General features: G+C 36.7%; 19 protein-coding genes. 9 read left to right on the top strand and 10 right to left on the bottom strand.

The window, feature by feature from the left end; genetic code table 11:
• Positions 1–7: 7 nt before the first annotated feature.
• Together ACOCEA_RS05520 and ACOCEA_RS05525 are read left to right on the top strand one after the other, a co-directional pair.
• Positions 8–763 carry an SDR family NAD(P)-dependent oxidoreductase gene (locus tag ACOCEA_RS05520; protein ID WP_420755211.1) on the top strand — a complete coding sequence of 252 codons (756 nt, stop codon included), beginning with the start codon at positions 8–10 and terminating at the stop codon, positions 761–763.
• On the top strand, positions 760–1,896 hold the full coding sequence (locus ACOCEA_RS05525; RefSeq protein WP_420755212.1) for an ATP-binding protein: 1,137 nt from the start codon (positions 760–762) through the stop codon (positions 1,894–1,896). Before ACOCEA_RS05520 ends, ACOCEA_RS05525 begins: the two co-directional genes overlap by 4 nt.
• Here ACOCEA_RS05525 and ACOCEA_RS05530 read toward each other — a convergent pair.
• A complete protein-coding gene (locus ACOCEA_RS05530; protein ID WP_420755213.1) occupies positions 1,893–3,827 on the bottom strand; it encodes an alpha-amylase family protein in 1,935 nt (644 codons plus the stop codon). The genes ACOCEA_RS05525 and ACOCEA_RS05530 overlap by 4 nt on opposite strands.
• 1 nt (position 3,828) lies before the next feature.
• Positions 3,829–4,773, bottom strand: a complete 945-nt coding sequence (locus ACOCEA_RS05535; protein ID WP_420755214.1) for a carbohydrate kinase family protein — start codon at positions 4,771–4,773, stop codon at positions 3,829–3,831.
• A 205-nt stretch (positions 4,774–4,978) separates the two neighbouring features.
• Between ACOCEA_RS05535 and ACOCEA_RS05540 the strand changes: the two genes are divergently transcribed.
• The 4 genes from ACOCEA_RS05540 (at position 4,979) to ACOCEA_RS05555 (ending at position 9,048) form a co-directional block, all read left to right on the top strand.
• The gene (locus tag ACOCEA_RS05540) at positions 4,979–6,115 is read left to right on the top strand and encodes an SPFH domain-containing protein (protein WP_420755215.1); all 1,137 of its coding nucleotides are present in this window, start codon (positions 4,979–4,981) and stop codon (positions 6,113–6,115) included.
• Between the two features lie 55 nt (positions 6,116–6,170).
• Positions 6,171–7,253, top strand: a complete 1,083-nt coding sequence (locus ACOCEA_RS05545; RefSeq protein WP_420755216.1) for a TFIIB-type zinc ribbon-containing protein — start codon at positions 6,171–6,173, stop codon at positions 7,251–7,253.
• Positions 7,250–7,984 carry a metallophosphoesterase family protein gene (locus ACOCEA_RS05550; RefSeq protein WP_420755217.1) on the top strand — a complete coding sequence of 245 codons (735 nt, stop codon included), beginning with the start codon at positions 7,250–7,252 and terminating at the stop codon, positions 7,982–7,984. The genes ACOCEA_RS05545 and ACOCEA_RS05550 overlap by 4 nt, the downstream gene beginning before the upstream one ends.
• Before the next feature lie 65 nt (positions 7,985–8,049).
• Entirely contained in the window at positions 8,050–9,048 is a 999-nt protein-coding gene (locus tag ACOCEA_RS05555; RefSeq protein WP_420755218.1) for an acyl-ACP desaturase, read from the top strand.
• A gap of 72 nt (positions 9,049–9,120) precedes the next feature.
• Here the strand turns inward: ACOCEA_RS05555 and ACOCEA_RS05560 are convergent, their stop codons facing one another.
• The 8 genes from ACOCEA_RS05560 to ACOCEA_RS05595 all read right to left on the bottom strand — a co-directional run bounded on the left by ACOCEA_RS05560 (position 9,121) and on the right by ACOCEA_RS05595 (position 15,265).
• Entirely contained in the window at positions 9,121–9,693 is a 573-nt protein-coding gene (locus tag ACOCEA_RS05560; protein WP_420755219.1) for a hypothetical protein, read from the bottom strand.
• Positions 9,694–9,705: 12 nt separating this feature from the next.
• Positions 9,706–10,038: an OmpA family protein gene (locus ACOCEA_RS05565; RefSeq protein ID WP_420755220.1), complete on the bottom strand. Its 333-nt coding sequence runs from the start codon at positions 10,036–10,038 to the stop codon at positions 9,706–9,708.
• 593 nt (positions 10,039–10,631) lie between these two features.
• Complete coding sequence (gene amaB, locus ACOCEA_RS05570) at positions 10,632–12,185, bottom strand: L-piperidine-6-carboxylate dehydrogenase (protein ID WP_420755221.1); 1,554 nt, start codon at positions 12,183–12,185, stop codon at positions 10,632–10,634.
• Positions 12,186–12,285: 100 nt separating this feature from the next.
• Positions 12,286–12,648: a DUF1304 domain-containing protein gene (locus ACOCEA_RS05575; protein ID WP_420755222.1), complete on the bottom strand. Its 363-nt coding sequence runs from the start codon at positions 12,646–12,648 to the stop codon at positions 12,286–12,288.
• Entirely contained in the window at positions 12,649–13,188 is a 540-nt protein-coding gene (locus tag ACOCEA_RS05580; protein ID WP_420755223.1) for a 3-hydroxyanthranilate 3,4-dioxygenase, read from the bottom strand.
• Positions 13,189–13,296: 108 nt separating this feature from the next.
• Complete coding sequence (locus ACOCEA_RS05585) at positions 13,297–13,803, bottom strand: CAP domain-containing protein (RefSeq protein ID WP_420755224.1); 507 nt, start codon at positions 13,801–13,803, stop codon at positions 13,297–13,299.
• 266 nt (positions 13,804–14,069) lie between these two features.
• Positions 14,070–14,549 carry a CAP domain-containing protein gene (locus ACOCEA_RS05590; RefSeq protein ID WP_420755225.1) on the bottom strand — a complete coding sequence of 160 codons (480 nt, stop codon included), beginning with the start codon at positions 14,547–14,549 and terminating at the stop codon, positions 14,070–14,072.
• Between the two features lie 221 nt (positions 14,550–14,770).
• Positions 14,771–15,265 carry a CvpA family protein gene (locus ACOCEA_RS05595; protein WP_420755226.1) on the bottom strand — a complete coding sequence of 165 codons (495 nt, stop codon included), beginning with the start codon at positions 15,263–15,265 and terminating at the stop codon, positions 14,771–14,773.
• An 81-nt stretch (positions 15,266–15,346) separates the two neighbouring features.
• On the opposite strand from ACOCEA_RS05595, the gene ACOCEA_RS05600 reads away from it, so the two are divergent.
• The 3 genes from ACOCEA_RS05600 to glpK all read left to right on the top strand — a co-directional run bounded on the left by ACOCEA_RS05600 (position 15,347) and on the right by glpK (position 17,616).
• Positions 15,347–15,703 carry a hypothetical protein gene (locus tag ACOCEA_RS05600; RefSeq protein ID WP_420755227.1) on the top strand — a complete coding sequence of 119 codons (357 nt, stop codon included), beginning with the start codon at positions 15,347–15,349 and terminating at the stop codon, positions 15,701–15,703.
• A 2-nt stretch (positions 15,704–15,705) separates the two neighbouring features.
• Positions 15,706–16,026 carry an antibiotic biosynthesis monooxygenase family protein gene (locus tag ACOCEA_RS05605; RefSeq protein WP_420755228.1) on the top strand — a complete coding sequence of 107 codons (321 nt, stop codon included), beginning with the start codon at positions 15,706–15,708 and terminating at the stop codon, positions 16,024–16,026.
• Positions 16,027–16,128: 102 nt separating this feature from the next.
• Positions 16,129–17,616, top strand: coding sequence for a glycerol kinase GlpK (gene glpK, locus ACOCEA_RS05610; RefSeq protein ID WP_420755229.1), 1,488 nt, complete (start codon positions 16,129–16,131; stop codon positions 17,614–17,616).
• Positions 17,617–17,649 lie beyond the last annotated feature (33 nt).

Genomic DNA, 17,649 nt, shown 5'->3' on the forward strand with positions numbered 1-17,649 from the left:
TATAGGTATGGGTAAAACAGCATTTATTACTGGAGCTACAAGCGGTATAGGTAAGGCAACAGCAATCTTATTTGCACAAAATGACATAAATTTAATACTTTGTGGTAGGCGTGAGGAAAGGTTGCAAGAACTTAAAACACAGATAGGAAAACAAGTAAAAGTTCATACCTTAAATTTTGACGTTAGGGATAAAAATGCAGTTTTTGATGCCATCGCATTACTCCCTGATGCATTTTCTAAAATTGATATTCTCATAAACAATGCTGGTAATGCACACGGATTAGACCCAATAGAAGAAGGTAGTTTGGAAGATTGGGACGCTATGCTAGACATTAATGTAAAAGGGTTATTATATGTTTCAAAGGCTATTCTTCCACAGATGATAGAGCGTAAGGAAGGGCATATTATTAATATTGGTTCTACAGCGGGCAAAGAAGTATATCCAAAAGGAAATGTGTATTGTGCAAGTAAACATGCGGTAGATGCTATTAATCAAGGCATGCGAATAGATTTAAATCAATATGGGATTAGGGTAGGGGCAGTTAACCCAGGTTTGGTAGAAACAGAATTTAGTAAAGTACGTTTTAAAGGGGATGATGCTCGTGCAGCCACTGTATATAAAGGATTTCAACCTCTTGTTGCAGAGGATATAGCGGACATTATTTATTTTGTGGTGACAAGGCCTTACCATGTTAATATTGCCGACCTAGTGGTGATGTCCACAGCACAAGCTTCTTCCACAATTGTCAATAAAAATCTATGATCAATAAACGTCTTCTAGTAAAAAACTTGCTCGCCCACAACGATGAGAATAGTTTTTATGACAAGAAGCGTTTTATAGCTATTGGAGAAAAAGAGGGTAAAGGCAAATTTTTAAAGCATGTTTGCGCGTTGGCCAACAGTAATCCCAATAATAATTCCTTTATCGTAATAGGGGTCGAAGATGAGGATAATCAAATTATAGGGGTCGACTTTTTTGATGACAGTAAGATTCAAAACCTTGTTAATGCCTATTTGGACAACCCACCATTAATATCGTATGAAAATATTCCTTTTCCACATCTGCCAGAAGGAAAGGTAGTTGGTCTGGTCACAATAAAATCAAACGGAAAGGTCTGTTCTTTACGAAAGAATATATGGAAGTATTATGGGGGTTCTGTATTCTTTAGGGAAGGAAGTATAAGTTTACCCAAAGCTTATAATATTGAACTTAAGGATGTGAATTCCAATATTGTTGCAACCATAGAACAACATGCCCGCAATAATATAAAATTGACCTTAGATGGTGTTATAGATTTCTTGAACCATCGCCATAAAGATTTGGAAAGTCATTACAAAGTTTTTAAAGAACAGTTTGTAGTGTGTTGGGCGGGCAATAGAAAACAGGTTAAAGGGCATACGTATTATTACAGGGTAGATATAGAACTAATTAATGAGCAGGTTAAACTATTCTACTCAAACCTAGATGAGGTTACCATTAGTTATGATGAGCATTCTTTTACTACCATGGAATATGTGAAACTAGGTCTTGGAAATAAACAAAAATATTATCCCTTAGAAGAATTGGTAATTACTTTTAAGGAAAACGGGACGTACCAAATACAAACAGATTTGGTATTTGAACCGCCACTTTATGATAAAAAAACCTTATTTCATGTTTACAACACCAACAATAGCCTATTATCTAAACTTAGAAACAATATTCCTTTAAAACCTTCTGAAGCAGAGGACTTGCTACATTTGCCGGATACCTATCTAATTTGCTATATTAATGGTTTTGAAGAAGCCAAAGAACAGATGGAAATGGCAAGGCCAATTGTAAAAAAAGGCTACCCAGAGATTTATAATTCCTTGAAAGAAGGGTTAAGAATCCTTAGAAAGGTTCGTTATAACTAATTTTCTATAACCCACATTTGTTGGAATGGATTTAGCTTTAATAATGATTTATCTAAAATAAGCGATTCGCCACGTATACTGTCTTTTAAATTATTCTCAGGAAAAATACCGATACTGAACAACCAAGAAACATGTATGGACTGTACCGTATCGTCAAAATTAGAAAGTATCCAAACCCTAGACTCAGCGTTTTTGCGTTCAAAAACTAGAAGATGTGGGTTGGGGCTGGGATGTAAAACAAGATTATTAGTGTCTGCAAAAACAGGAAGGTTTTTACGTAAACCAATCAGTTTTTTAAGCCCGTTGAAAATTGTGGATTGATGGTTTTTGGTATTGTTCAATTTTGAAATAGCTTCCCAATCCTGTAATGGACGGTTTACCCATCGGCTGTCATTTCTATGTGCCAAGGTATCTCTAAATGAATAATCGTTCAACGTTCCAATCTCGTCTCCAGCGTAAATTAATGGTATGCCGCCATAAGCCAAAATTATACCATGGAGCATTAAAATCTTAGCGATGGATTCTTCTATTTTTTTCTCATCTTTTTGATCCAAAGCTTTTTCCAATCCCAATAGAGATGCTGCGCTGCCCGTAATTCTGCCGTCTCCATTTTTAGGGTTGTACATGAACATCAAGCCTTTTGCAGGTGACCAATCCAAATTTCTACAATAGTAATCAAGAAGAAATTTTCTGTGTTGCAAGGGAGACCAACCCATGGCTCTAATAAAATCATCATCATAACCTAATCCAATATCGTCATGGCACCTTATATAATTGATCCAAGTGGCATCTATAGGCTTGGTTGGAATTTCTAAAAGACTCTTTTGTAAGAGGGATGTTTTTTTTGTGGCGATGGAATTCCATAATAAGGCCATTAAAGAGGCATTATAAGCTATTTCGCATTCGTTGCCCTCTAATTGGTTTTCCCCAAAATATTTTAAAATATTCCTAGGGTCTACAATCGCTTCTGCCAATAAAATAACTCCAGGGGCAACTACTTGAAGACACATTCTAAAGAGAGATATAAGTTGATGTGCTTCAGGTAAATTTTGGGAATTAGTACCTATTTTTTTCCATAGGAAAGCCAAGGCGTCAAAACGAATTACATCAACTCCCATATTGGCTAATTTCACCAAATTGCCCAGCATTTCAATAAACACCTCAGGATTGGTATAATTGAGGTCCCACTGGTAATGGTTAAAGGCGGTCATTACCCATCTTTCCATTTTCTCATTATAGGTAAAGCTGCCAGGGGCAGATTCTGGAAAGATCTCAGGCATCGTTTTTTCAAATTCGTTAGGAATTTGCCTATCTGAATAGGTGTAATAATACCTTTGGTATTTTTTATCGCCGGCAATAGCTTTTTTAGCCCATTCAAATTCGTCGGATGTATGGTTTACCACAAAATCCAACATTAGGGTCATATTAGTGGATCGTGCTTTTTTTGTAAACTCAACAAAATCCTCTTTAGTCCCATATTTAGCATCAATTTCATGATAGCTGTTTACCGCATAGCCACCATCATTTTCTCCAGAAGGTCTTGTGGTTATAGGCATTAGGTGTAAAAAATTAATGCCTAAATCTTCGAAATAGGGAATTTTTTCCTGTAGCCCTTTAAGGTTTTGGTTAAAACGATCTACATACAATTGCATACCTACCAATTGCTCGCTTTGATACCAGTTACCTGCTTTTAACCGTTCTAAATCTAGTTTCTTAAGTTCACTGGAACGTTCCCCAAATAGTACTTCTAATTTTTCTAGTAATAGATAAAAATATTCTTTGTCTTCCTTTTCTGGATACAGTGAAAAGAACAAGGAACTTATTAAAGATAGGTTTGTAGCTAGCCTTAGATCAAATAACTCCTTGAGCTTATTTGGGCCTTTACTGGTATTTTTAGAAAATAATAAACTATGTAATGCCGCTTGGTTCATATTAAAGCGCTAACTGTTCTAGATTTGGCAAAGATTCAATAGCGCCAAAGTTAGTTGTGGTAATGGCACCGGCCTTGTTTGCTGTAGCAACCATATTGGTTAATAAATCCTCATTCTGTAGGGTAATTTCCAAGTTTGTTTTTGTAGAAATTTGGTTTAGCAAACAACCTATAAAAGCATCACCGGCGCCAGTAGTGTCAACCGGCTTAACACTGATACTTGGAATTGTTTTTTGAAAACTATTGGTACTTAACCAAGTACCTTCGCTTCCTAATGTAATAACAATAATTTTTGCACCTACCCCATGTAAAAAATCACATGCTTCCTTTACACCTATTTTGCCTGAAAGTAATTGTGCTTCCTCAAGACTAAATTTACATAAGTGCGCTTTTTCAACAAAGGGCATACATTTTTTAATAAATATATCTTCTTTGTTCTTCCAAAGATCAATCCTGAAATTAGGATCAAAGCTTATAAAGGAATTTTGGGTGAGGGCATCAAAAAAATAGCGGTTGTAGGCATCCTCCAACTTACCGCCCAACATTGCTGTTGCCGCGCCAAAATGAATAATATTGTCTTTGAAGTTATATTTGATAGATGAATCATAAGCCAACTCCTTGTCCGCACCTCTGCTAAAAACAAAGTCTCTTTCGCCATCTTCATCTATAGAAACAAAGGCCAATGTGGTAAATGTTTCAGATTTTTGGGCAAGGGAAATATCAACATGGGCGTTTTCAAGAATATCCAATAAAAATTTGCCAAAAGGATCATCACCAACGCAACCTATAAAAACTCCTTTTCCTTCTAATTTACTTATAGCGCAAGCAACATTTGCTGGTGCGCCACCCGCTTTTTTAGTGAATTCTTTTGCTTTTGATAAATCCTTGCCTTGATTTTCGGCAACAAAATCTATCAGCAGTTCGCCAATGCAAAAAACCTTTTTCATAAATAGTTATGGAATTTTCAAATTCTAAGGTAAATAGAAATTATAATTAATAATTAAATTATTCAGAATAGTTACGTATTGCAAAGTTAAACCAAATCCTATAAAGCAATATTAAAACGCATTAATTAGGATTGGTTAAGGTAAATTTTTGTTGGCTCACATCTATTTGCTACCTTTTTTGTCGCAATTATAAAAACTATTGAAAATGAGCATTTTCGACGAAATAAAAAAGAAGTTGAGCCACGAGTTTATAGACATTATAGAATGGTTGGATACAACAAACGATACTATAGTACATAGGTTTGAACGCTATCAAAATGAAATAAAGAACAATGCCCAATTAATTGTTAGGGAAGGACAGACCGCTGTTTTTGTTAATGAAGGTCAGCTGGCAGATGTGTTTACACCGGGCACGTACACCTTAAGTACCAAAAACCTTCCCATCTTGACAACTTTGAAGGGTTGGAAATATGGCTTTGACAGTCCATTTAAGGCAGAGGTTTATTTTGTAAACACTAGATTGTTCACTGATGAGAAATGGGGAACCAAAAACCCTTTTATGTTAAGTGACGAGCGATTTGGACTAGTAGAAATACGTGCTTTTGGCACATATAGTTTTAGAATACAGGATGCGGGAAAATTCATCATTGATGTAGTTGGTACAGACGGTAATTTTACGAATTATGAAGTAAATGAACATTTAAAAAGCCTCATAGTTACTCGTTTTACGGATACCGTTGGGGAGGCCAACTTACCTATAGAACTATATGCCGCCAATACTAGTGAACTATCTGAAACATGCCAGATGGTTATGCAACCTGAATTTGGTCGCGTGGGGATAGAACTGGAAAAATTTTATATAGAGAATGTTTCCATGCCAGAGGAACTTAAGAAGGAAATTTTTGAGTATAGCCGTTTAGATAAATTAGATATGACGAAACTGTCCCAATTTAAGGCAGCCAAAGCCATGGAGGCCGCAGCAATGAATGAAGGTGGTACTGCAGGCGCAGGAATGGGAATGGGAATGGGGTTTGTTTTGGCGCAACAGATGGGTAATATAATGGGTCAACAAACCACTCAGCCTTTTGGCGGAATCCAACAACCTGTTGAGGCTACCCCACCACCAATACCGGTTTCGGTAAGTTATTATTATGCAGTAAACGGACAACAAATGGGGCCGGTAACTTTTGATAAATTGAAAGAACTTTTTGCCAATAGAACGGTTAACAGGGACTCTTTAATTTGGAAACAAGGCATGGCCAATTGGGCAAGTTTAAAGGAGATAGAAGAATTAAAATCATTTCTAGGAGGTAGTACGCCTCCACCTTTGCCAAACGCATAATCTAATATTAGGGCATACCAATTTTTCGCACAATAGTAAAGTGGAAATCACTTTTATGGATGAAATTCAAAAATCGGAACACAAAAAGGCATGTGCCAATTGCGGTGCAGAATTAAAGTTTAAACCAGGATCGCATCAATTAGTTTGCGAGTACTGTGGTTACGAGGAATTTATAGAGCAATCTAAAAGTAGTTTTGAAGAATTGGAGTTGGCGCATTACCTAAAAGTTGTTGGCGAAAATGCATACACAGAAACAATCACTTTGCTGCATTGTAAAAATTGTGGTGCCAATCAGCATGTAGAGGAAAATTTTAAATCATTAGGTTGTGTTTATTGCGGCGAGCCTCTTATTCGTGAAGATGAGGAGGTAGAAGGATGGATCGTGCCTGGAGCTTTGGTGCCTTTTCAGTTAGATACCAACAAAGCCAGAAGTGTTTTTAAGCACTGGGTGAAAAAACTTTGGTTTGCGCCAAATAAACTAAAAAGGGCTGCCCTTGACCCAGAAGGCATTCATGGCTTATATGTCCCATTTTGGACTTTTGACGCTAAACTCTTTGCATCCTACCAAGGCCAACGGGGGGATTATTATTTCGAAACACAGACGTATAATAGCAATAAGGGAAAAAGAACAAGACAGGTAAGAAAAACAAGGTGGTCCTATGCTTCTGGTGATGTTAGTGGTTTTGTGGATGATATTTTAATCAATGCATCAAAGAAAAAAAGAAGGGATATTCCATCGGAAATTTCATATTGGAACCTTAAAGATTTGGTTGGTTTCAATACAAAGTATCTATCTGGTTTTGTGACCGAAAAGTATACCATTTCCCTTAAAGATGGTCACCACGCATCTTTTCAGGAAGCCAAGAACATTGCTTATAATTGGATTAGACGCGATATTGGAGGCGATACACAACGTGTGGCCAACGCAGACATTAAACTCACCGATGAAACATTTAAGCATATTTTACTGCCTGTTTACCTTAGTGCTTACAGGTACAATGGCCGGGAATACAGCCTTTATATTAATGGGCAAACTGGGGTTATAAGTGGTAAAAGGCCCTATTCCTTTTGGAAAATTTTCTTTTTAGTCATACTAATCCTTGTAATCATAGGACTTATTGCCATTTTTGCAAAATGACTGAGAATAGAACACTAGTAATAGGGGACATACATGCTGGTTTAAAAGGGTTACAGCAATTGCTTAAAAAGGCTTCGGTTACCAAGGACGATACTTTAATTTTTCTAGGTGATTATGTAGATGGATGGAGTGATGCCGTAGAAACTGTGGATTTTTTAATTGAACTTTCCAGTCAACAAAATTGTATCCTTATTAGGGGAAACCATGACGAACTTTGTTATGATTGGTTGACTACGAAACAGGATAACCCTACTTGGTTTCAACATGGGGGTGAGGCTACCATGAATTCCTATGTAAAAGCATCTAAAAAGACTTTAGAAAGGCATTTGCATTTTTATGAAAATCTTCAAAACACCTATTTGGATAAAAATAATAGGTTGTTTTTGCACGCCGGGTTCACAAACCTAAAAGGGATAGATTTTGAATACTTTACCAAGACCTTTTATTGGGACCGTACCTTATGGGAACTGGCTCTTTCAATAGACCCAAATTTAAGCCAAGACCATATAAAATATCCGAAAAGACTGGTTAACTATCATGAGATTTATATTGGCCATACTCCTGTAACCCGCATAGGGAAAACAACACCTCAAAATGTTGCCAATGTTTGGAACATTGATACTGGCGCTGCTTTTAAAGGCCCTTTGACTGCTTTTGATATTGACACCAAAGAGTTCTGGCAGAGCGACCCTATTTTTACATTATATCCAAATGAAAGGGGCAGAAATTAAAAAAAAGGAACACAATTAAGTATTTATTCCATAATTAATTGACGATCTTTGTTAAAAATGATATTATGGCTGAAAAAAACATAAGACTGGAAGTGATGCAGGCCTTAGAGCCGAAAGTTGAAGGCTTTATGGATTCTTTTCTTATTCCTGTGGAGAAAATATGGCAACCTTCTGATTTCTTACCAGATTCTGAACAGGATGGTTTTTTAGAAAAAGTTAAGGATCTACGGGAAGAGTCAAAAGATTTGGGATATGATTTTTGGGTTACCATGGTGGCCGATACCATAACAGAGGAAGCTTTGCCAACGTATGAATCTTGGTTAATGGATGTGGTTGGAATTGATCAACATGGAGATTATAAGACCAACGGTTGGGCAAAATGGGTGCGTGCATGGACAGGTGAAGAAAACAGGCATGGGGATGTCCTAAACAAATATTTGTATTTATCTGGTAGGGTAAATATGAAAGAAGTTGAGATTACTACACAGCATTTAATATCTGATGGTTTTGATATTGGTACAGACCGCGATCCTTATAAGAATTTTGTGTATACTTCTTTCCAAGAACTAGCCACCAACATATCTCACAAAAGAGTGGGACAGATGGCCAAGAAAAAGGGTAATGCCTTATTGGGTAAAATGTGTACGATAATTGCTGGTGATGAAATGAGGCATCATTTGGCTTACCGCGAATTCGTGAAGACCATTTTTGGTGAAGATCCATCTGGAATGATGTTGGCCTTTGCAGACATGATGAAGAAAAAAATTGTAATGCCAGCACATTTTCTAAGAGAGTCTGGAGGAACAATAGGAACGGCATTTGAGAATTTTTCAAATTGTGCACAACGCTTAGGTGTTTATACTGCACAAGATTATGTTGATATTTTAAGGAAGCTTAATGCGTATTGGGAGTTGGATTCCGTTAGGTCTTTGAACGAAGAGGCTGAAAAGGCAAGAGATTATTTAATGAACCTTCCCGCAAGGTTGGAAAGAATCTCTGAACGAATGAAATTTCCTGAAGATCAATATCATTTTAAATGGGTTGAGGCTAACGGAGCACTTTAACATTAAAACAGAGAATAATAAAAAAAACCCCAACGAGCAATTGTTGGGGTTTTTGGTTTGATTAGTTGATTATTATAATTTTCCATGTTTATGCTGATTTTGCCATTGGGATAATTCTGCCCATTTACCTTCGTAACACATTTTAGCCTGCATTGGCCATGAAGCTGGATCGTGTATCCGATAACGTTTACCTCCACCATCCAATACTCTTTGGCATTCAGCTACGGAGGCATCGGAAAGCGCTTTCCAAGTTTTAATACCCGCGTCTTTAAACATTCCCTCTATTTTAGGGCCAATACCCTCTATCACCTTTAAATCATCTTGTTTAATTGTTTTGCCCAAGGCAGTTTTTGCGGCAGCGACATCAAAAGGTATAGAAGCCACTTCGTCACCAGTGGTAAGAGAATCCGCCGAGGCACTAGGACTGGCACCAGAACCTGCACTGTAACTATTTTTTTTATTGCAGGCTTCTAAATCTGCCTGAAGGGTAGCGTTTTTGTCCTGTAAGATTTTTAATTCATCTGAATTGTCAGTAACAAAGTCACCACTGCGGGTTTTACCAATTAAATAACCTAAAATTCCACATATTGCTCCAACCAATAACGGAATTAACCAGCACCAAATGTTCATATTTTCAAAATTCATGTTTTGTTGTTTTTATTTATTAAGGGTAACTATGGTTGTACTATTTTTTGATGTACCTTCTTCAGTGGCATTGCTTTCTATCGGTTCTATTTCTCCTTTGGATGAGGTATTTATCCGGGTGTCGGAAATACCATTTCTAATACGATAGTTTTTGGCAAAATTGGCCCTGGCCAAACCAAGATTCATATTGGTTTTGGAGATTTTTTTATCATCTGTATGACCTTCAACATTGTTCGTTGCCTCTTCCACCTTACTTAAACATTCACTACAACTCGTAATATAAAAATACGTGCCAGCTACAATAGTAATGAGCATCAGTAGTAGATTTGTTGTTGTTTTTGACATGGTTTGTGGTGGTTTGGTGTTTCACCTACAATGTATTAAAAATATCTTAAAATTTTAGAAAATAAAAAGGCCTAATTGCTAGCAATCAGGGATTAAGGATTTATTCCAATTATACATGGTATGGTTCCATTTGTACATTTTAATATATAATGGATGTAATTCTTGTTTTTATCAATCGTAAAATTGTGGAACTTGTAGGTGCAAAAATAATAGGCCCTATTTCTCCCGACGAAGATCCGGCATTGAAATAGGGTTCCGTAAGATTATTTGAGTTAGTTGGTTTTATGATCAAACTCCGTTCCATTATTTGGTTATGGAGTTTTTTCATTTTATAGCATTCCAGTTATACAATATTTTGAGCATTTTATACAACACTCTATTTTTTCGCTGTTACATTAAATATCTTGATTATGACAATTGAGCACTATGAGAACAATAAAAAAGAAAGTGGTAAAGCTGTTAAAGTTTTGCTGCATGGTAGTTATACTGGGAATACAAACACTGATGCAAGGAAGTTGGAGTAATAATCCTCAAAATCAAAAAGCCGCGTAACAAGAAAATTGTGCTATGCGGCTTTTTTGTACATGCTATGTTTATAAATCGAACTTGATACCTTGGGCCAATGGTAGTTCGGTTGTATAGTTAATAGTATTTGTTTGTCTTCTCATATATATTTTCCAAGCATCTGATCCACTTTCACGGCCTCCACCTGTCTCTTTTTCACCACCAAAAGCACCTCCAATTTCCGCTCCCGATGTTCCTATATTTACATTGGCAATACCGCAATCACTTCCTACAACGGATAAAAATTGTTCCGCCTCACGCAAGTTGCTGGTCATTATAGCAGATGATAGCCCTTGAACAACACCGTTTTGAATCGCTATTGCATTTTCAACCTCTCCACTATATTTCAGTAGATAAAGAACTGGTGCAAAAGTTTCATGTTGTACAATTTCAAAGTTGTTATCCGCTTCTGCAATAGCCGGTTTTACATAACATCCGCTTTCATAACCTTTTCCATCTAAAATGCCGCCAGGTACGAGAATTTTTCCACCTTCTGCGACTACTTTTTTCAAGGCCTTATTGTAGTTGGCAACTGCATCAGTGTCGATCAAAGGGCCAACATGGTTATTTTCATCCAAAGGATTGCCCACTCGTAATTGTTTGTAAGCGGCTACCAAAGCATCCTTTACCTTGTTGTAGATAGATTCGTGTATGATAAGCCTACGGGTAGACGTACAGCGCTGACCTGCCGTGCCTACAGCTCCGAATACCGCACCAATCACGGTCATTTTTATATCTGCATTGGGAGTAACTATAATGGCATTGTTTCCTCCGAGTTCTAAAAGTGATTTGCCTAATCTGGCCGCAACGGCTTGTGCTACAATTTTTCCCATACGAATGGATCCCGTTGCCGAAACTAAAGGAATGCGGACATCGTTGGTCATCATTTCTCCAACTTTATAATTACCATTGATCATTGATGAAATTCCTTCAGGTAAATTATTGGCCTTAAATACTGAGGCAGCAATATTTTGGCAAGCAACACCACATAGGGGTGTTTTTTCGGAAGGTTTCCAAACACAGACATCACCACAGATCCATGCTAAAGCTGTATTCCAGGCCCAAACAGCTACGGGAAAGTTAAAGGCAGAAATGATTCCTATAATACCTAAGGAATGATATTGTTCATACATTCTATGTCCAGGCCTTTCTGAGTGCATGGTAAGACCGTGTAATTGTCTCGATAGACCAACAGCAAAATCACATATATCTATCATTTCCTGTACCTCGCCCAAACCTTCTTGGTAACTTTTGCCCATTTCATAGGAAACCAATTTGCCAAGAGGTTCTTTAAGTTCCCTTAATTTATTGCCAAATTGGCGCACTATTTCCCCACGTTGTGGGGCCGGCTTTAATCGCCAGGTTTTAAACGCCTCAGAAGCAACATCAATTACTTTGTCATAATCATTTTTTGAAGTCGTTTTTACCTTGGCAATAAGTGATCCATCAACCGGGGAATAGGATTCAATAGTTTCTCCCGAAGAAAAATTATTGGAACCAGTAGAGCTTCCATCGTTCAAATTTTGAATACCAAGGGCGAACAAGGCCTCATCGATTCCAAAATCAGTTTTTATTTTTGACATTTTTATAACTTTAATAATATTAATTGTTAAATATTTTCAAATTTACAAATAAAGAAACTTATAATAAGAGTGTTCTTAGACTGATATTTTTATGTGCTGTTTATTTTAAAAGTATTAAAATAATGGCAAGTAGAGCGGGCATACCCTGAATGAAAAATATTTTTTTTGACACACTTATTGCCCCATAAATACCGGCAACAGAAATACAGCCTAAAAAAAATAAAGAGATATTATCTTTCCATATCTCATTGCTGATAAAAAATGTCCAAATAAGCCCGGCAGCAAGAAACCCGTTATAAAGTCCTTGGTTGGCCGCCATATTTTTTGTGGGGGTAAACATATCTTTGGGAAAATTTTTAAAAATCTTTGGCCCTTTGGTGGGCCATGCAAACATTTCAAACCACATGAAGTATACGTGCAAGGCAATGACCAGTGTTATTAAAGCCTTAATTAAATAGGACATTTACTCTTCTTTTACAAAACGTTCGTCTACTGGCATAACTGTCCCACAATTGGCACAAGTTCTAAGTTTCTTAGATCCATAAAAATGTTTAAAATGCGCTAAGAAATCCTTTTCAATATCATTTAAAGTAAAATATACCTCATAGAGCTTATGGTTGCAATGATCACAGAACCAAAGTAAACCATCATCTACTTTCATATGGGATCTTTTGCGTTCAATTACCAAACCAATTGACCCTTTATGCCTAACTGGGGAGTGTGGAATTTTTGCTGGGTGTAAATACATGTCGCCGGGCCCTAATTCCATGGTTCTTTTTTTACCATTTTCTTGAATATGGACTTCAATAGTGCCTTCTAATTGATAAAATAGTTCTTCTGTTTCGTTATAGTGGTAATCTTTTCTTGCATTTGGCCCAGCAACGACCATAACAATGTAATCTTCCGATTCTTTGTATAAATTTTTATTGCCTACCGGTGGTTTTAGGTTATCCCTGTTAGCTTCTAACCACTTGTTTAAGTTAAATGGTGCTTTAATACTCATATAAAAACTTTATTGAAAGTTATAAAAACCTAGCTCCAATACCTAAAAAGGGAGAAATAAAAAAAGCCTTTGATCTCCAAAGGCTTTTTAATTTATACTTGAGAAATATTATTTAAAAAACATATGTGTAACATACAGGTTGCCATTGGCATCTGGTTTTATGTTTATGGCAGAATAGTCGTAATTGCCTTCTAAGTTTTTCTTGTGACTAGGGCTACTAAGCCATCCATCTAAAATTTCCTGCATGGTTTCATAATTTCTTGCCACATTTTCTGCCACAATTTCGGCCCCTGTGCGGTTTGCTATCTTAGAAGCACGTTCATTAAAATTGTCATGACTCATAACGCCTTTGGATATCATATAGTTTGTGTGTTCACCCGCATAATAATAAGTAACAGAGTCAAACTCCAAAGCGTTCAAACCAATACTAATTCTATAATCATTTACGAGAGTAAATAATTCATTTTCTATAACAGAATGTTTGTCAGATGAAAATAAGGTAGTCTCTTGGTTTACACCATTAAGTTCTTCCTGGTATAAAGAATCAGATTCATATTTGGAACAAGAACTTAAAATACCAAGGGCGAGTCCAATAATTATAAATTTATTTTTCATGCGTTGGGGAAATTTTTCAATTTGTTCAAGGCAAAAGTATTGGGACAGGCATGATTCAAAAGAAAAATATCTACCACGCAACTAATAAAATCGTTAAGCGGTAACATTAGTGTTTTTAGGCTTTTATCGATGAAGTGTACTTGTTTTTAATCGATGAAAAGTAACCGGTTAAATAAAATCACACTGATAATCCTTTAAAAAAAACCAGACATCGAGTATTCAAAAATGTCACTATAGACCGATGGTAAATAATGATAGATGAATGGTTATTTCTTGTAAAATAATTGTGTAAAATAATAATTGCCACGTTCATCTTGTTTTACACTTACTGCAGTATGGGTAAAATCCCCTTCCATTGTTTTCTTGTGACTAGAGCTATTATACCAACCATTAAATGCTTCGGTTGCCGTGTCATAATCCTTAGCCACATTTTCTGCCACCATTTCAACCACTGCCTCAGAATGTATATTAGAAGCCCGAGAGCTAAAATTATCGTGGCTTATACTTCCTTTGGCAATCATGTAATCGGTATGCTTGTTCGCATATTTATAGGCTACATCACTAAACTCGAGGTCAATAAGCTCCAATGAAACACGATGTGTATTTACAATATCCAAAAGTTCCTGTTCTAGGGCAATATTATTCACTGCCTCTATTATAGGGGTTTCCTCCAAAGCTTCGCTTGTACAAGAATTAAATATCATTACAAACAAAACCAGGACCGCATAAAGCAATCTCATTTTCATATTGTGTCTTATTTGTAAGTAGGCCGCTCAGCGCAGGGAAGTAGGTCTGTAAGAAATAGGTGTTTCTGTGTTCTCTACCAATGTGGGGTATTGGCACAGTAATATTAAATAAAATACGGTTAGAGGTCTTTAAAATCTAGGTATTATTCGATGAAAAGTAAATAATCGCAAAAAGTTTACCAATCATCTTATTTTTAGGCATTTCAACGACACCAAAAAACCTAGTATTTCCTTTTGGCTTCCAGTGCTCTTTCAAAAACAAAGTTGCCTATTTCTTTTAAAGGTCGATATAAGGTAGACTCTTCTAAAGTTGCTTCACTGAGCAATCCAAGATTTTCGTTCATTCGTTCCAAAAAAATTAAAAGCGCCCCTAAAATAACGGTTACTTTAAGAGTGCCAAATAAAGCACCTGCAATTTTGTTCAATAGACCGAGCATAGCAAAATCTGCAATTTTGGTCAATAATTTACCAGCTAGGTTAACAACCAAAACAATGATGATAAATGTAATAATGAAAGCAGCGAGATTTATATTCCTTTCATTCCATTCCATTTTATTAGAGAGGTAATCACCAGTTATATACGAAAAGTGAATAGCGCCATAAATTCCTGCCACCAAAGCTACAATAGAAGCAATCTCTACAAAAAGACCATTGTTTAAACCTTTCCAAAGCCCCCAAAGTAAAAGAAGCCCTAAAATAATATCTAAAAAACTCATTGTAAAAGTGTTTTACACAAATATAGAACTTTGATTAGTACCTTTGTGCCATTAAAACAAAGCATGTATTTTTAAAATATTATGGCTAGGGATTTAGAATTAAAGAAAAGGTGGGAAGTGTTGATTGCTAAACTGTCCAACCAATTTGCAGATGGCGATACTTTAGAACTGGATGCCGTGATTTATTTAGTTGGTGTGCAGGAATTAGGTCAATATCATAGGAGATATAAAAAAGAAGACAAATTAGATTTAATGCATATTGCCATTTGTAGGTTATTAGAACCATACGGGTATTATGAGTTTGATTTTTTTGATGAAGACGGATGGCCCCATTATAGGGTAAAAGAGCAATTACCCACATTAAAGGCAGGTGAGCAGTCAATCTTGATGAAGGAGGCCATAGTGGATTATTTTTTAGAGAAAGAATTTATTTCCTGACCATGAAAAAACCCTATTATGCTGTAATCTTCACCTCGGTACGAAACACTACAGATAATGGTTACTCAGAAATGGCCATAAAAATGGAAGAATTGGCAAAAACCCAACCCGGATATCTAGGTATTGAAAGTGCGAGGGAGGAGATAGGAATTACTGTAAGTTATTGGGAGAACCTGGAAGCCATAGCCAATTGGAAACAAAATGCTGATCATTTGGCTGCCCAAATAAAGGGTGCGAAAGATTGGTATACCAAATATTATGTAAGAATTTGTTTGGTAGAACGTGAATATGCTTTTAATAAGGAACCTATTCCAAACAAGTAAATTGATCTTTCCATTTACTTTGTAAAACCCATAAATCCCACTATCTTTCAATAGGAATTGAACTTTAATAGTATCAAGAAGTTCTTTTATTCAAAAAAAGATATGGGTGAATTCATTATTGCATTAGACCAAGGCACAACTAGCTCTAGGGCCTTGTTGGTGGATCAAGATGGGCAGATTAAAGGGATGGTCCAGAAAGAGTTTAAACAAATATTTCCTAAATCGGGTTGGGTAGAGCATGATGCCAAAGAAATCATGGATTCCCAATTAGAAGTTTTGCATCAATTAATTAAGGAAACCAATGTTTCAGCATCAAGCATAAAAGGTATAGGAATAACCAATCAACGTGAAACAACCGTAGTCTGGGACAAAAACTCTGGGGAACCCATTTATAATGCCATTGTTTGGCAAGACAAGCGAACCGCAAATATATGTGAACATCTTAAAAAGGAAGGCTTGTCAGAACATGTTCAGAAAACTACTGGTCTGGTGATAGATTCCTATTTTTCTGGTACAAAGGTCAAATGGCTTTTGGACCATGTTGAAGGTGCAAGGGAAAAGGCAGAAAAAGGAGATTTACTCATGGGGACCATAGATACTTGGTTGTTGTGGAACATGACCGATACCCGCAACCATTTAACGGATTATACCAATGCCTCTAGGACAATGTTATACGATATTGTAAATCTAAAGTGGGATGACAGGCTGTTATCCGCATTGGATATTCCTAAAAGTATGTTGCCAGAAGTGAAACCATCTGCTTATCATTTCGGGGATTACGAATTAGAAGGTGTTAAAATACCAATAACCGGTATTGCTGGCGATCAACAGGCTGCTCTTTTTGGTCAGGCATGTTTTAAAAAAGGAACGGCTAAAAATACGTACGGAACAGGTTGTTTTATGCTTATGAATACTGGTGACAAACCACAATTTTCTAAAAATGGGTTATTGACCACGATAGCCTATGGACTTGATGGAAAAGTGAATTACGCCTTGGAAGGTAGTATTTTCATTGCAGGTGCAGCGATACAATGGTTACGGGATGGTCTTGAGTTAATTGATGATGCCAAGGAAACAGAAGAGCTGGCCAATTCGGTAAAAGAGGACAGTACGGTTTATGTGGTTCCTGCATTTGCGGGTTTAGGTGCGCCTTATTGGGATATGTATGCCCGTGGTGCCATATTTGGCTTAACTAGGGATACTGGTAAGGCACATTTGGCAAAGGCGACTTTAGAATCATTGGCGTACCAGACAAAAGATATTTTAAAGGCGATGGAAGATGATTCCGGAATTCAATTAAAAAATTTGAAGGTAGATGGTGGCGCATGTGCAAATAATTATCTAATGCAGTTTCAGGCTAATATTTTGGATACTGAAGTGCATCGACCAGAAGTAATTGAATCAACTGCAATGGGCGCGGCGTTTTTGGCGGGAATACAAGTGGGTTTATGGACACAGGCAGACATAGATCAGAGTAGGCCTATGAACCGAATCTTTAAACCAAGTTTTGATCGCGTCAGAAGAAAACGTCTGTATAAAAAATGGCAAAAAGCCGTTGAGCGCACAAAAGGTTGGGAGGAAGAGGAATAACACACCGCCAATTTCACCTAAACTTAGTGGGTT

It is taken from the genome of Maribacter luteocoastalis, assembly GCF_048890225.1.
GTDB classification, from domain to species: domain Bacteria; phylum Bacteroidota; class Bacteroidia; order Flavobacteriales; family Flavobacteriaceae; genus Maribacter; species Maribacter luteocoastalis.